At 65.1% G+C, this 13,337-nt stretch carries 11 protein-coding genes; 4 read left to right on the top strand and 7 right to left on the bottom strand.

Features of this window, described 5'->3' with window-relative positions; translation table 11 throughout:
* The 5 genes from FBR05_12130 to FBR05_12110 form a co-directional block, all read right to left on the bottom strand.
* The coding region (locus tag FBR05_12130) for a hypothetical protein (GenBank protein MDL1872929.1) at positions 1-558 on the bottom strand (558 nt) is incomplete at its 3' end.
* Between the two features lie 204 nt (positions 559-762).
* The gene (locus tag FBR05_12125; GenBank protein ID MDL1872928.1) at positions 763-1,803 is read right to left on the bottom strand and encodes a hypothetical protein; all 1,041 of its coding nucleotides are present in this window, start codon (positions 1,801-1,803) and stop codon (positions 763-765) included.
* 315 nt (positions 1,804-2,118) lie between these two features.
* Positions 2,119-3,768, bottom strand: a complete 1,650-nt coding sequence (locus tag FBR05_12120) for a Na/Pi cotransporter family protein (GenBank protein MDL1872927.1) — start codon at positions 3,766-3,768, stop codon at positions 2,119-2,121.
* 64 nt (positions 3,769-3,832) lie between these two features.
* On the bottom strand, positions 3,833-8,632 hold the full coding sequence (locus tag FBR05_12115; protein ID MDL1872926.1) for an FHA domain-containing protein: 4,800 nt from the start codon (positions 8,630-8,632) through the stop codon (positions 3,833-3,835).
* Between the two features lie 126 nt (positions 8,633-8,758).
* Positions 8,759-9,250 (bottom strand): TIGR00725 family protein, encoded by a 492-nt coding sequence (locus FBR05_12110; protein ID MDL1872925.1) that lies wholly within the window; start codon positions 9,248-9,250, stop codon positions 8,759-8,761.
* Positions 9,251-9,335: 85 nt separating this feature from the next.
* Between FBR05_12110 and FBR05_12105 the strand changes: the two genes are divergently transcribed.
* A complete protein-coding gene (locus FBR05_12105) occupies positions 9,336-10,019 on the top strand; it encodes an HAD family hydrolase (GenBank protein MDL1872924.1) in 684 nt (227 codons plus the stop codon).
* 9 nt (positions 10,020-10,028) lie between these two features.
* Here FBR05_12105 and FBR05_12100 read toward each other — a convergent pair whose 3' ends face one another.
* Complete coding sequence (locus FBR05_12100) at positions 10,029-10,556, bottom strand: hypothetical protein (GenBank protein MDL1872923.1); 528 nt, start codon at positions 10,554-10,556, stop codon at positions 10,029-10,031.
* A gap of 291 nt (positions 10,557-10,847) precedes the next feature.
* Here FBR05_12100 and FBR05_12095 point away from each other — a divergent pair, with 291 nt between their 5' ends.
* From FBR05_12095 to FBR05_12085, 3 genes are read left to right on the top strand one after another with little or no spacing between them, the layout of a single operon-like run.
* Positions 10,848-11,567 carry a sigma-70 family RNA polymerase sigma factor gene (locus FBR05_12095; protein ID MDL1872922.1) on the top strand — a complete coding sequence of 240 codons (720 nt, stop codon included), beginning with the start codon at positions 10,848-10,850 and terminating at the stop codon, positions 11,565-11,567.
* Positions 11,554-12,153 (top strand): hypothetical protein, encoded by a 600-nt coding sequence (locus FBR05_12090; GenBank protein MDL1872921.1) that lies wholly within the window; start codon positions 11,554-11,556, stop codon positions 12,151-12,153. The genes FBR05_12095 and FBR05_12090 overlap by 14 nt, the downstream gene beginning before the upstream one ends.
* Complete coding sequence (locus FBR05_12085) at positions 12,143-12,676, top strand: hypothetical protein (protein ID MDL1872920.1); 534 nt, start codon at positions 12,143-12,145, stop codon at positions 12,674-12,676. The genes FBR05_12090 and FBR05_12085 overlap by 11 nt, the downstream gene beginning before the upstream one ends.
* Before the next feature lie 69 nt (positions 12,677-12,745).
* Here FBR05_12085 and FBR05_12080 read toward each other — a convergent pair whose 3' ends face one another.
* The gene (locus tag FBR05_12080) at positions 12,746-13,114 is read right to left on the bottom strand and encodes a cobalamin biosynthesis protein CbiX (GenBank protein ID MDL1872919.1); all 369 of its coding nucleotides are present in this window, start codon (positions 13,112-13,114) and stop codon (positions 12,746-12,748) included.
* Between the last annotated feature and the right edge of the window lie 223 nt (positions 13,115-13,337).

Raw genomic sequence — 13,337 nt, 5'->3', positions numbered from 1 at the left:
CAGCAGCTCGCGGGCCTCGGCATTGTTCACGTCGCGGCGGGCCACGTCGGCGACCGTGGCCAGCAGGCCTTGCTGCAGGGTCCGGTCTTCGGGATGGCTGAGGATGAAATGGCGCAGCGAGAGGGCGCCTTCACGGCGGGCCACCGGGTCGGAAGAACCCAGCTGGGCCAACATCGGGATCAAATTTTCTTCTTTGGAGACGTAGCACTGGTTGAGCAGGCTGGGGTCGTTGGCCGCCGCGGCCGCCAGGGTCATCAATTGCTGGCGCGCGGTGGGGTTGCTGCGGCTCTCGCGGATCAGTTCGATGATTTCGAGGGTCCTGGAGCCGCCCGCGCCGTCCGAAACTCGGATGCTGTCGTGCGGCGAGAGGTGGCGAGGGAGGCTGAGCGGACGGGAAAAGGAGTCGCCGCCAGAGCCTGTGGCGGTCGAGGTCAGGTCGACGACCGGCTCGGCCGGCAGGGAGACCGGGGCGCCCGGGTCGATGGAGATCCCGAGGTTGGGGTCCTCGTAGGAAGTAAAAGCGCTTGAATTTACTGGATTATTATCGAAATCTCCCACCGGAGGCTATTCCTTTCCCCCAAAACGATCTTCCTTGGGCCTAAGTATCGGGTCGCGAAGCCGGCCAGGTTGCCTTGCCGGGCATTTTTTTTTTTTCCTAAAGCCTAAGGGGAAGGACCCCCCTTTGTCAGCAGGAGAATGCCTTCAAATAAAAAAAGGGCCCGCCACCCCCGAGGCGGGCCCTCCCCTCTGGAAAGGCAGCGATCAGCCCTCGTTCCCGTTGTACTCGAGCTTCGGGTACTCGGAGACCCAGGCCGGCCACTCCATCTTGTCGAAATTCCCGGCCGATTTCGTCCCGCGGCCGTCCCAGGCCATCGGCACTAGCTCCGGCGCCTCGTCCGGCAGGCGGGGGACGTTCAGCTCGAAGGCCTGCGCCATCAGGTCGGCCTCCAGCGTGACGCCCGCGCCGTAGAGGGCGCCCAAGGCGGTCTCGACCTGGCCCTGGAAGGCGGCGATCTTTTCGTTCATGTCGAGCGAGGCGGGGTCGGCGCCGGTCTGGGCCTGAAGCAGGTATTCGTAGGCGGAGAGGTCGGTGTCGTCCATGTCGCGGTTGTCCAGGACGGCCATGGCGTTGCGGTCCTTGGCCTTTTGGACCATCTCAGTGTCTTTTTTCAGCTTGTCCTCGACGGACTTCTTCGCGCCCTGCAGGGCCTCGCCCAGGGAAGGGTCGAGCTCGCCCAAGAACTTCAGGACGGACTCGTCCGCGGGCCGCGGGAGGTTCTTGAGGTCGAGGCCGTACTTCTTCGCCAGCTCCTCGACGGCGGCCGGGTCCTGGCCGTAGCGCTCGGCCAGCTCGTTGGCCAACGGCGAATGGGCGTTGGAGAGCTCGTAGCCCTCGCGCAGGGTCTCCAGTTGTTCCTGATACATATCCAGGGAGGCCGGGTGCAGGTCGGCGGAGCTCTGCAGCTTCGCGAGCCGCGCGGCGTATTCCTGCTTTTGCTCGGGGCTTAAGTTCTCGCTCTCCTGGATGATGTCGAGGAGGGCCTGGCACTGCTGCTTGAACTCCGCGGTCTCGGATTCGGGCCCTTCCGGGGCGCCTTCCCAATCGCCGACGCCGTCGAGCGAGGCAGAGGGGCCTTGGACGGCGGGGCCCTGGCCTTCATTCAGGTATTGGTCCTGGGCGCAGCCGCCTTGGGCGCAATTCTCATAGGCCTGGTCCCAATCCGAGTAATCCGCCGAGTTCGCGCCGTAATCGTCCACATAATATTCTTGGTTGGAATTTAGCCCCTGAATCGTATTCGACATGATTCCCCCTTCGCTCGCGTGGGATGCGAGGAAACGATTTTTTGGAGTGCCGAATTTGGATTTGGGCTGGGGATGGAGTGGAGAGAGGAGAGCCCCCTTGCCTTCGCCGAATCTTAAAAGCAAGTCATGTGCCAGGGAAAGGTATTCTGAATCTAATAAATAACTAATTGAAATATTTATTATTTTACCGTGCAACCCAAAAGGGTCGGGGGCCAGCCGCGGGGGGATTTCTCCCCAAAAGATCCGCCGCGGATTCCTCGGGCGAGGAATTCCGGGGGAATGGCTCCCCACACAGCGCCTCGTGGAGGACGGCTTTCAATCCAGGATCCCCGGGTAGGCCTTGCGGATCAGCTTCGCGACCAAGAAGTTGATCCGGTAGAAGTTGGCCAGGAGGTCCAAGTGGATGGAGCTGGTCTCCAGGCTCTCCTTGCGGCCGAGGTGCAGGCGGTTCAGGTGGGCCTGCTGGTATTCCTTCTCCACCCGCACCAGCTGCTCGTTGTGGCGCAAGAGCTTACGGGCCAGGGTCGCGTCCTCCGTCGCCAGCGAGCCCGCCGCGATCTGGAAGTTTTCGACGATGCGGGCGTGGAAATCCTTCAGCTCCGCCCAGCCCTCTTCCGAGAACTTGCGGCCGGTGCGGATCTTCTTCTCCGCCAGCTCCAGCACCGAGCGGTTGATGATGTCGCCGATCTCCTCGAGGATGCCGGTCATCTCGATCAGCCGCAGCTCCATCTCGCCCTGCTCGGGGCTCAACTGCTCGAGGGAAAGCCGGGCGAGGAAGAACTTGATCTCGCGGTTGAGCAGGTCGACCTGGTCGTCCTCGCTTTGGATGGCCTCGAGCAACACTCGGTCGTTCTTCTCGAAGACGGCGAGGCAGTCGCGGAACATCCCCAGGTCGAGGTCCAGCATCCGCAGCATCTCGCGGCGGACGTTCGCGAAGGCCAGGCTAGGGGTTTCGAGCGATTTGGGATCGAGGTAGCGCGGCCGGAACTTCTCTTCCTCCGCCTTGCGCGGGTCCGGCAACAATTTCTGGATGAGCCAGGCCGCCGGCTTGAGCAGGGGGAGGAAGACGATCACCAAATAGACGTTGAACAGCAGGTGGGCGATCGCGATCTGCCCGCTGACGGGGAAAGCGCCGTGCAGTTGCGCGGCGAACCAGGTCACGGACTGTGCGAAGGGCTTGAGTAGCAGCATCGCCGCGACGGCGCCGCTCGCTTTGAAGAGGAAATGGGCCAGGGCGACGCGCCTCCCCGCGGCATTGGAGCCCAGGCTGGCGAGGATGGAGCCGGAACAGGCCCCGACGTTGGCGCCCAGCACGATCGGCAGGGCGGTCTCCAGGGTGAACAGGCCCGAGAAGGCCAGGGCGATGGCCAGGCCGATGGGCGCCGCGCTGTTTTGCACGGCGATGGTGAAGGCCAGGCCCGCGACCATCGTCAGCCAGGGCCGGTCGGCCAGGAAGGCGAAGATCTCCCGCAGCAGCGGGTCCTCCTGCAGCGAGCCCGTGACCGCGATGATCAGCTTCATGCCGAAGAAGACGAAGCCGAAGCCCATCAGGATCATGCTGACGTAGCGGCCGCGCTTGCCGCGGCGCAGGATGTCGACCACCAGTCCCGCGACCAGCAGGAGCAGGGAGTAGGTGGCGATGCCCTTGACCGCCAGCAGCATGACGACGAAGGTCGTGCCGATGTCGGCGCCCAGCATGACGCCCATCGCCTGCGTCAAGGTCATCGCCCCGGAGGCGACGAAGCCGACCAGGTTGATGGTGGTGGCGCTGGAGCTTTGCAGGATCAGCGTGACGACGGCGCCGACGCCTAAGGCCAGGAAGCGGTTCTCGGTGAGCGAGGCCAGGATCGTTCGCAGGCGATCGCCGGTGAGCAGCTGGACCCCGGCGCGGGTCAAGCGGATGCCGTAGATGAAGATCGCGATCGCGCCGAAGAAGGTCAGTGCGGAGAATTGGCTGAAGTCCATGGCTCGGGTTTGAGCTTAGCATGGAAGCCGCGCGGCTTAGAGCCTTTTGTCGAGGGGCGGCGCGTCAAGGTAGGCGGATCTGAATCTTGAGGTCGCCTATCTCCAAGGTGGTGTCGGGCAGCAGGTCCAGGGTGATCCGTTCCGGGAGGCGCATGCCGTTGACGACGATAGGGGCGCCCTCGCCGCCCTCCGAGCGGATCTTCCATCCGCCCGCTTCCTGGAAGAAACGGGTCTCCTGCAGCTTGGCGACGGATTCCGGGACCAGGATCTCGACTTCCGGTTTGCCGGGCTCGTCGCGGATCAACAGCTCGGAGATTTCCCCGCGGGAGCTCAGCCGCACCGTCTTGTTCAACGGCATTTGGAGTTTCCCGTCTAGAAAGACGAGGGCGGAGGGTTTTTCCGGAGTCGAAGGCGGCGGCGTTTCAGCGACCGCAAAGGGATTTTGTTTCACCTCGACCGAGCCGAATTCGCCGGAGACCGCCGTCGGGCGCTCGTAGGGAGATTTCGGCGCGCCCGGCCAGAAATCGAAGTAGAAGTCCTCGCCGAGAAAGACCCGCTCCCCGCCTTCCAGGACCGTCCATCCGGAAACGGGCTGCTTGCGCGCGGAGGGTTTTTTCGGTTCGCCCTCCGCGGGGAGGAATCGCTCGGGGCGGGTCTGGATCGCCAGCGTGCTCTCCGGGCGCATCCCCCGCAGGATGAAGCGCCCCGCGCCGTCGAGGTAGATCAGGGCCGGATTTTGCGTTGCCCCGGCGGGGAGGCTGAACTGCAGGCTTTGAACGTTGGCCGGCGCCTCCCCGGCATGCCCGAGGGCCCAACCGGTATTCAAGGAACTGAGCAGCACATGGCGGCCGTCCGGCAGGGCCAGCTCGCCGGCGCGGTAGGCCGAGAAGTCCGCCTCCTCGGTGCCGAGCTTGGCGAAATGGGCCTCGAGCTCCTCGCGGCTCAAGTGGCGGTAGGCGGGGTGGACCTTCGCCTGCTCCGGGGGCGGGATCGCCGCGTGGGGGTGCGGCGGCGCGGCCTTAGGCGAGGCGGGCTCGGCGGCCTTGGCCCCTCCGGGCAGCGTGAAGATCATCTCGGTGACGCCGCCCAGCCGGAGGCTGTCGCCGTCGCGCAGCTCGTGGCTGCCGTGGAGGCGTCGCAGGTTGACGCGGGTGCCGTTCCAGCTGAGGTCCTGCACGAAGTAGCGGCCCTCCTCGTCGCGCACGATTCGCGCGTGGCGCCGACTTAGGTCGCGGTCGGAAATCGGAAAACGGATGTCGGGGGCGCCGGCGCCCGTGTGCTCGCGTCCGAGGATCCACTCGCCGCGGCCCTCCGCCAGCGGGATGCCGGGCCGGATCAGGAAGGCCTTCGGCTCTGCGCGATCGAGGCGCAGGCGCAGCTCGATGCCGTTCTCGCCCAAGCGGATACGGTCTTGATCCTTGAGCGGCGTCGCTTTCGAGATGCGCTCGCCGTTGACGAAGGTGCCGCCGGGAGCGCCTAAATCCTCCAGAAAAAATTTCCATTCCTTGGCCGAGGCGCGAGGTTCCCGGTTCCTGCCTTGGCCCTCGACCTTGGTGTCATAGGCGACCTCGACGCGAATCTTCGCGTGCCGAGGCGCCACCGCGACCTCCGTACTGGGAAAGCCAAAGTCGACGCCCACCGCCTGCGGCGGGCTCTGGAGTTCCTCGCGGCCGAGGACGGATTCGAAGACGAGCTGCTTGCGGGTCTCCTTGTCTCGGAAGCGAAGCTCCTCCTCCCGGCCCAAGACCTCGACGATCACCTTGTGCTCTTCGCCCTTGCCGCGGGACGGCGCCTCGGTCTCGACGCGACGGAAGTTTACCGCCTCGGGCGTCGGTTCGAGGAGGGCCTGCCGGGACGGCGGAGGCACGGGGGTGGCCGTCCCCTCCGGGATCGCCGGCGGCGCCGAGGGGCTGCTGTCGGACTTGATCTCCGGCGCGGCGGCCGGGGATTCCGGGGAGGGCGACTGCGTCTCCGCGGTCGAGTTTTTCACGGACTCCGAGGGCGGGGGAGCGGGGCTTTTTCCATCCTGAACCGGACGTCCGCGCAGGGTTTGATACCAATCGCGGGCGAGCCGGCCGGCCTGGGGCAGGTCTTCCCGCAGCCAGCGCAGGAGATTTCTGCCGAATTCCTTGACCTCCGGCGGCACATCGACCTTCGGCGGGGTCTCGCCGGGCTTGGATTCGGGGGGCGGCGTGGCCGGATCCGAGTCGCGGGCCTCGGCCTTTTCCGGCGCCTTCGCCGGCGCTTTCGCCTTGGCGGCCGGGGCTTGCAGGGGCTGGGCCTCGAGGAAGGCGAGGCGCGCGTCGATCTCGGAGCGGCCGAGGCGCCCGGCGATGTGCCCGGCCACGAGGAAGTGCCCGTACATCAGGAAGTCGTCGACCAAGTCGGCGGCGTAGCCTTGCTGGGAGGCATCCCGCAGACCGAGCAGGCGGGTCAGGCTGTTGGCGGTCATCAAGCCGCCGAGGCCCAAGGCATGGGCGCCGGCGTGCGGCAGGGCGCGCTTCGCCCAGGCGCGGGGGATTCCAGTCGTGCCGAGATATTCCAGGGCCGGCACCGCGGCCTTTCCGGTCATGCGGCGCAGCCAGGCGGCCCGGCCCTCGGCCTTGGCGAAGTCTGCCACGGCCGGTTGCCAGCGCTCGGCCAAGGCGATGCGGCTTCGGCCCTCTGCCCAGGCCTCGAGACCCTTCGAGTCCGCCAGGTAGCGGTTGAAGCGCCGCGAGGCGAGGCCCGCGCCGCGCAGGGTGCCGAAGGCCAGCAAGGCTCCGACGGTGTCGCGCGGCAGCTTGGCCCATTGGCCCTCGGGGCTTTCGAGGGCGCTGACGATCAATTTTTCCGAGAGGACGAAGGCGGGCGCCTCGACGCCGACGGAAACCGCCTCCGCGGCCCAGCGCAGGCGGCGCGTGTGGTATCCGGCGCGCGCGAAGAAGGCCGCCTTGGCCACCTGTCCCAAGACGCCCGCGGCCGCCATGCTGAAGAGGGTGCGCGGCGCCAAGACTTCTTCGGCGAAGGCGGGGAGCAGGAACTCGACCTTCTGCCCCAGGTTGGCGCGGCCCGAGAACCAGTTGTTCAGATCTTGCGCGCCGTCGAGCTCGGGCGAGAGCGACTCGGCTATGCGCTTCGCGGTGGCGGGCAGCTTGGCCTCGCCCAGGAGCGAGCCTCGGGCCAAGGTCAGCAGACCGTTCTCGCGCAGCCCGGCGTCGGGCTCGTCGAGCAGGGCGGTGAGCCGCCGGAGCGCCGGATCCCTCAGCAGGAGGGATTGGACCTCCTTCTCGTATATACCGTGAGCGGGCGTCGCCTCCACTGCGGAGGCGAGGCCGCCGGCATGTCCTTCGAGCGAGGCCTCGAAATTCTTGAAGAAGGAGAGGACCGCCAGTCGCCGTTCCTCGGGATCTGCGGAAACCTTTCCGGCAAGCCCGTCGGAGACGACCGTCAGCCAGGCCTTGTCGTGGCGATTCGCTTGCTCGAGGCGCTCGGCGGCGGCCATTTTCAAAATCTCCACAGCCTCGCCGCGGGGCCCTTGGCCCATCCGGAGCTCGGCGGCGCGCAGGATTTGCCGCGCGAAAGGGCTCACGGAGAGAAGGGGATTCAGGCTCCGCCGCGTGCCCTGGTAGTCCCCTCGGGAGTATTGAGACAGCGCCTGCAGCAGGGTTCGGGTCGGCGCCTGCAGGCCCGTTTCGCCCAGCCAAGTTGTGATCGCCGCCTCGGCCTTCGCCGCATCGCCGAGGATCGTCACCGCCAGCGCGTCGCGCAGGGCGGCGCGGTCGAGTTCGGGGACGGCGAGGATCCCGGTCAAGGGCGTTCCCGAGCTTTGCTGAGTCATGGCCTCGAGGAATCTCTTCCCGGCCTCTCCGTCTCGCTCGGCGAAGCGGTAGAGGGAGAACAAGATTTTTCCGGCGGGATCCCGGGGGGCCTCGGGGACGGCGGGCGCCATCGCGGGCCCCGATCGAACAGTCGCCGGAGCGGGGGCCAAGTTCTTCAGCCAGCCCGCAACCAAGGCCTTCAATTCGGGCGAATCCTTGGCGGGCGGTGGGCTGTCCTTGACCGCGGCGTAGGCCTGATCGAAGTCCTCGGTGCGTACCTCGCTGGGCACGAGCTCGCGGTGGGTGTTGAGGATTTGCCCGTCGGCGGCGTCGATCTCGTAGGTGTCGATCAGAAACATGCGGCCGTTTCTTTCGGCCTCCAAGCCGGGCTTGGGGTCGTCGTCCATGACGATCTGGACGCTCAGGAAGATCTTGTCGCCCTCGCGGCGCAGGACGAGGCCCGATTGCGGGTCGCCGAATTTCATCCGCACCCCTAAGGGCGCGGTCTTTTGCAGGACAGGAATGAAGACCGCGAAATTTTTCCGCACCAAGGCCTCGTTGTCCTCGGGAAAGGGCCGGTGCAGTCGGCTCAGCACGCCGCCGAGAAAGCGCTGCAGGGGCGGGTCGCCGGCGCCGGGCTTGGGGAGCTTGCCCAGGTCTTCCAGGAAACGCCGCAGGTGTTCGGCGTGGGAGTTGATCTTGGCGTCGGGGTGGTCCCTGCGGGCGGCGCTCACCCAATAGCCGATGCGCTTGTTGACGTTGAGGTCCTGGCGCAGCGAGCGCTCGAAGGAGAGGATGCGGTCCGCGCCCTGGGAAAGCTGGAAGACGTCCTGGACGTAGAAGCGCCCGTTTTGCGGGACCGGATCGGTGTCGAAGGGGATTTGCAGGCTGAACTCCGGCCCCTGCGGGCCCTCCTCGACGGAGACCTCCAGCTCGGCGTCGTCCAACTTGGTGTCGATGCCGCTCGGCTTGAGTCGGTCGCGCAGCGCCTCGAAGAGGCTGAGTTGCTCCGCGAAGAGCGCGCGCTCCCTGGGTGTTAAGCGGTATTTGATGCCCCCGCTCATTTGGCTGTGCCCAAGGGGTCCACCCCCGTGTTCCCCTGAAAAATCCGATGGATACGGATCCCCTTCTCGGCAGGGGGCCGGCTTTGTTGCGCGCCGGAGGTGAATTTTCCCCTCCGAAATTTTTGGCTATTTATCTTGAAATAACAAAGACTTAGTGGACAGGTCCCCAAAGAATTCCGCCAGCGCCGTCTGGATGTCGGCGAGCCCCTGGCAGGGGCTGACCCCCTGGACGTCCCAGGAGCGGTAGCTCAAGACCTTCTTGCCCAGCTTCAGGGCGATGGCGACCTCGCTCAAGGTCCCGTAACCGGTGCCGATGGCGATGAGCAGGTCGGCGGCATGGGCGATCAGCATGTTGCGGGAGTGTCCGAGATTGGTGGGGATGGCGTAGGTGACGTACTCGTTGGCGGCCCCCTTGTCGCCGCCGGGCAGGATGCCGATCACCGTACCGCCCGCCATTTGACAGCCGCGGCTGGCCTCCTCCATGACCCCGCCGAGGCCGCCGCAGACCAGGCCCAGTCCCATCGCGCCGATGAGCTTCCCGACCTCGAAGGCCATCTGCCGCTCGCTCTCGTTGGCCTCGGCGACGCCGATGACGCCGACTAGGGGTTTTCCAGGCATAAAGGATAATGTGGCGGATCGTGAAGACCGCCATTTATGGGTTACGGGTTTTCGAAAATGATATTATAAAGGTTCCGGATTTTCTATGCGCAAGCTCATCGTCTTCGACATCGACGGCACCCTCCTGATGACGGGAGGGGCGGGGAAGGAGGCCTTCGACCGGGTTTTCCAGGAGCATTACGGCGTGGCGGGGGCTTGGCGAGACATTCATCCCGACGGCCGCACCGATCCCTCCCTGATCGTCGAGCTCTTCGAAAAAAACCTGGGCCGGCGTCCGAGCCCGGAGGAAATGGAGCGGGTCGCGGAGGCCTATGCGCAGGCGATGGAGGAATGTCTGCCGCGCTCCCAGCGCTTTCGGCTCTTGCCCGGCGTGGTGGAGCTGCTGGATTTTCTCTCCGAGCGCCGCCTCGGCCTGCTCGGCTTGGCGACCGGCAATTTTGAGAGCACCGCCCATCAGAAATTGCGGCACGGCGGCTTGTATCGGTATTTTCAATTCGGCGGCTACGGTTCCGACCACGGCCATCGCCTCGAGTTGACGCGTACCGCGATCGAGCGCGGCCGCACCCTCCTGGGCCGCAGCCTCCCTAACGAAGACATCATCCTGGTCGGGGACACGCTCCACGACATCGACTGCGGGCGCCGCCTCGGCCTGACCACCGTCGCCGTCGCAACCGGTTCGACGCCGCGCGCGACGCTCGAGGCCGCGCGGCCGGACTTCGTCCTCGACAATTTCACCCCTCTCGAAGAGGTGGCCTTGATTTTCGATTGAGCGAAGGGCTTAGGGGAACAGGACGTAATTGCCCTTCTTCTTGATCAGATCCATCTCGACGCCGTCCACGACGTCGTGCTCGTTGAAAGTGATGTAGAGCTCGACGGGGTTTTTACCCTTCTTGATGCGCTTGCCCGAGTTGTCCATCAGGATGATGCTGTCCTCGATGGGATTTTGCAGCTGGTAGCTCCAGAGCCAGAGGTAGCCCCACTGCTCTTTCTCTTCGGGATACTTCAGATTGATCACGTTGGGGCCGGAGAGCAGGCGCAGCACGTCGTACATGGTGGTGACGCACTCCTGGATGGAGCCGACGACCTTCCCGGCGCGCTGCTTGGGGTCGAAGGAAACGAGGTCGATCTTTTTGCCCGACGATTTGGGGACGCAGGTCGGGGCGGGCGGCACCGGCTCTTCGGGCGCGGCGGCGGCACGGTGGCTGCGGCGGGGCCGGGAGGCCTCCTCGACATAGCCGTCGGCGTGGCTGAGCGCCGGCAAGAGGACGAAGCTAAACAGGGCCAAGGAAAAGATCAGTTTTTTCATAGGCTCATCTCGAAATAGGAAGGTGATTTTCGCTATTTACAGAATACGTTCGGCGCCGGTTTCCGTCAAATAAATTGTCGGGAGACCGGCGAGGCCTGTTCAATCCTCGAGGGAATCCAGGATGCGGTTGAGGGCATCCCGGATCGCCGCTTCTTGGATGATCTCGGTACGGCCCCCATAGCGGCGGCGGATCAGGGCAACGATCTGGTCGAACTGCATCCCGCTGCGATCGAGGTCTTCCTCAGACAAGAGGTCCCACTCTTGAAGTATCCGGGACCGGATTTGTGGCCAATGGTCCTCAAGGCGGTTGGGCGTGGGGCTCATGCCGAGGGTATTAGCCAGGCCTCGGAGGCGAGGCAAGCCAAAATCATTGAGTTTTTTGAAGGATCCTGTTTCATACCGGGAGCGTATAGAGCTTGCCCCGGGGCCAAGGGCCGAAAGCGGATAGGGATCATTTTGGACGCTGCAGAAGATCGCAAGGACATCGAGGCGGTGCTCGCCGGGAGTACGGAGGCCTTCAACCACCTGGTCAAGCGCTACCAGCGGCCCGTCTATTACCTCGCCCTGCGCATGCTCCGGGTCCCCGAGGACGCCGACGACGTCACCCAAAAGACCTTCGTGAAGGCCTACCGGGCCCTCTCGGGCTTCCGCTTCGAGTCCTCCTTCAAGACCTGGCTCTGCGCCATCGCCATCAACCTTTGCCGTACCGAATTGATGAAGACCAAGCGCCCCACCGAGGAGCTGAGCGACCGGATCTCGGACGGAGGCTTCGAGGAGCGGCAGGCGGCCGAGGAGCGAGCCTACCAAAAGGCCCACCTCGAGGCGGCCCTGGAGCGTCTCCCCCCGCGTCAAAAGGAGGTCGTGGCCCTGCGGATCTACCAGGAGATGCCCTTCAAGGACATCGCCAAGGTCCTCAAGAGCACGGAAACGGCCGTAAAAGTTAACTTTCACCACGCCATGAAGAGTCTGAGGGACTGGATTCAGAAGAAGGTGCACCATGAACCCCTGTGACCCCTATCGCGACCGACTGGCGGCCTTCGCACCGGAAGGCGAGGAAGACCGCGACCTCGCCCGCCACCTCGAGGCCTGCCCGGCCTGCCGCTCCGAATTCCAATCCTATTTGGCGCTCACCGAAGAACTCAAGGAGCTAAACCTGCCGGACCCCGGAGACCTGTACTTCCAGGCCCAGGCGAAGGCCATCGCGCGTCAAATCGCCGAGGAGGGCCGGGCCGGTCGGTCGCAGCGCCGGTGGTGGGCCCCTTCCTTAGCGCTTGCAGCGGCGGTGGTTTTATTGTTCATTGGCCTCTCCCGATTCCGCGAGACCCCCAGGATCTCCGAGCCCGAGTGGCGCGAGGCCCTGCAGTTTCTCTCCGAGGAAGAAGGGGTCCTGGACCCCGAGCCCGGCCTGGGCCTCGAGGACCTAAGCCCCGAGCAGCTGGAACGCCTCGCCACCAATATCGAGCAGCGGCTCCAGCAAGGGGACGAGGGGGATCTCCCCGAGGACAGCGGGGACTGGGACGAACTCTCGGGGCCGGAACTCGAACGGCTCCTGAAACGCCTGAACGAAACGAGCTCCAGGAGACAACATGAAGCCTAAGCGGACCCTCCTCCTCGCCCTGCTGGTATGGCTGGCGCTCCCCGCATCCCTGCAAGCTCAGGGGCCGGTCGGCGCCCCCGAGGACTCCAAGAGCGAGCGTATCCACGACCTGATTATGCAGCGGTTGAACGCCGAACTCGGCCTGAATCCCACCCAGTCCCAGCAGCTTGCCCAGATCATGCGGAAGTACCAGCAACAGCGTTTAACCCTGAAGCGCCAGCAGCGGGACCTGACCGCCCAGCTGCGCGCGGCCTCCACCAGCGGCAATGACGCCCAGGTGCAACCCCTTCTGCAAAAACTCACCGCAACCCGCAGCCAGCTCGACCAAGTTAACGACCAGATGTTCAACGAGATTCGGCCCATGCTGACCCCGATGCAGCAGGCCAAGTACCTCCTCGTGATGGACGAGATCCGGCAAGAGGTGAAGGCGATCCGCCGCCCCGTGGCTCCCGGCTATTACCCGCCGCCCGGCGCCGGGACCCCCAGCCAAGACGCGGTCCGCGTCGGGCCGCCGTATTATTGAGGATTTTGTAGGGGCGAACCTCGTGTTCGCCCTCCCCACCGTGCCCTGGGGCGAACACGAGGTTCGCCCCTACATTTTTCGGGCCGTCTCAGCCAAGCAGTCGATGATTGCCTCTTCCGCGCCTAAATAGGGCAGCAGCCGAATCGGCGTCTCGGGATAAGCCCGTGCCTTGTCGGCGAGGAGCCTTGGGATGTCCTCCTGCACGTGCCGACCCTGCGTCAAAAAATAGGGAAGGACTTTGATCTCGCTGGGATTGCCGCTCAAGGCCTGGTCGATGCCCTCGGGGATGCTGGGGGAGGCGAGCTCGAGAAAGGCGGGGATGACGGTCTGGCCCAAGCGCTCCGCGAGCCGCGCGGCGAGGCGACGGACCTCCTCGTTGGCGGCTTCGAGACGGCTGCCGTGGGCGATCAGCACCACGGCCGCTTGCTTGGGCTTCATCCTTACCTCCCTCCGGCTGTCCTACCGCAAACCCTTGCCGGAGAAAAGTCCTTAGGCGTCGTAGAGGTAGCCCAAGACCCCGCCGTAGAGCATGTAGGTCATCAGGGTTCCCAGGGCCATCACCACGCTCCCCATGAAGAAGCCCATCCCGAAGAGCGGCGCCAAAGCCGCCCCGGTGGCGAGCCACATCACGAAGGCGAAAAACAGGCCCCGCTTCCAGGAG

The sequence above is a fragment of the Deltaproteobacteria bacterium PRO3 genome (assembly GCA_030263375.1).
Classification (GTDB): domain Bacteria; phylum UBA10199; class UBA10199; order DSSB01; family DSSB01; genus DSSB01.
This window is presented reverse-complemented; position numbering and strand designations above follow the sequence as displayed.

Excerpts from the sequence above, each read along its gene's own strand:
- FBR05_12125 (MDL1872928.1), bottom strand. The coding sequence starts at position 1,803 with ATGTCGAATACGATTCAGGGGCTAAATTCCAACCAAGAATATTATGTG.
- FBR05_12120 (MDL1872927.1), bottom strand. The coding sequence starts at position 3,768 with ATGGACTTCAGCCAATTCTCCGCACTGACCTTCTTCGGCGCGATCGCG.
- FBR05_12115 (MDL1872926.1), bottom strand. The coding sequence starts at position 8,632 with ATGAGCGGGGGCATCAAATACCGCTTAACACCCAGGGAGCGCGCGCTC.
- FBR05_12110 (MDL1872925.1), bottom strand. The coding sequence starts at position 9,250 with ATGCCTGGAAAACCCCTAGTCGGCGTCATCGGCGTCGCCGAGGCCAAC.
- FBR05_12105 (MDL1872924.1), top strand. The coding sequence starts at position 9,336 with ATGCGCAAGCTCATCGTCTTCGACATCGACGGCACCCTCCTGATGACG.
- FBR05_12100 (MDL1872923.1), bottom strand. The coding sequence starts at position 10,556 with ATGAAAAAACTGATCTTTTCCTTGGCCCTGTTTAGCTTCGTCCTCTTG.
- FBR05_12095 (MDL1872922.1), top strand. The coding sequence starts at position 10,848 with ATGGTCCTCAAGGCGGTTGGGCGTGGGGCTCATGCCGAGGGTATTAGC.
- FBR05_12090 (MDL1872921.1), top strand. The coding sequence starts at position 11,554 with ATGAACCCCTGTGACCCCTATCGCGACCGACTGGCGGCCTTCGCACCG.
- FBR05_12085 (MDL1872920.1), top strand. The coding sequence starts at position 12,143 with ATGAAGCCTAAGCGGACCCTCCTCCTCGCCCTGCTGGTATGGCTGGCG.
- FBR05_12080 (MDL1872919.1), bottom strand. The coding sequence starts at position 13,114 with ATGAAGCCCAAGCAAGCGGCCGTGGTGCTGATCGCCCACGGCAGCCGT.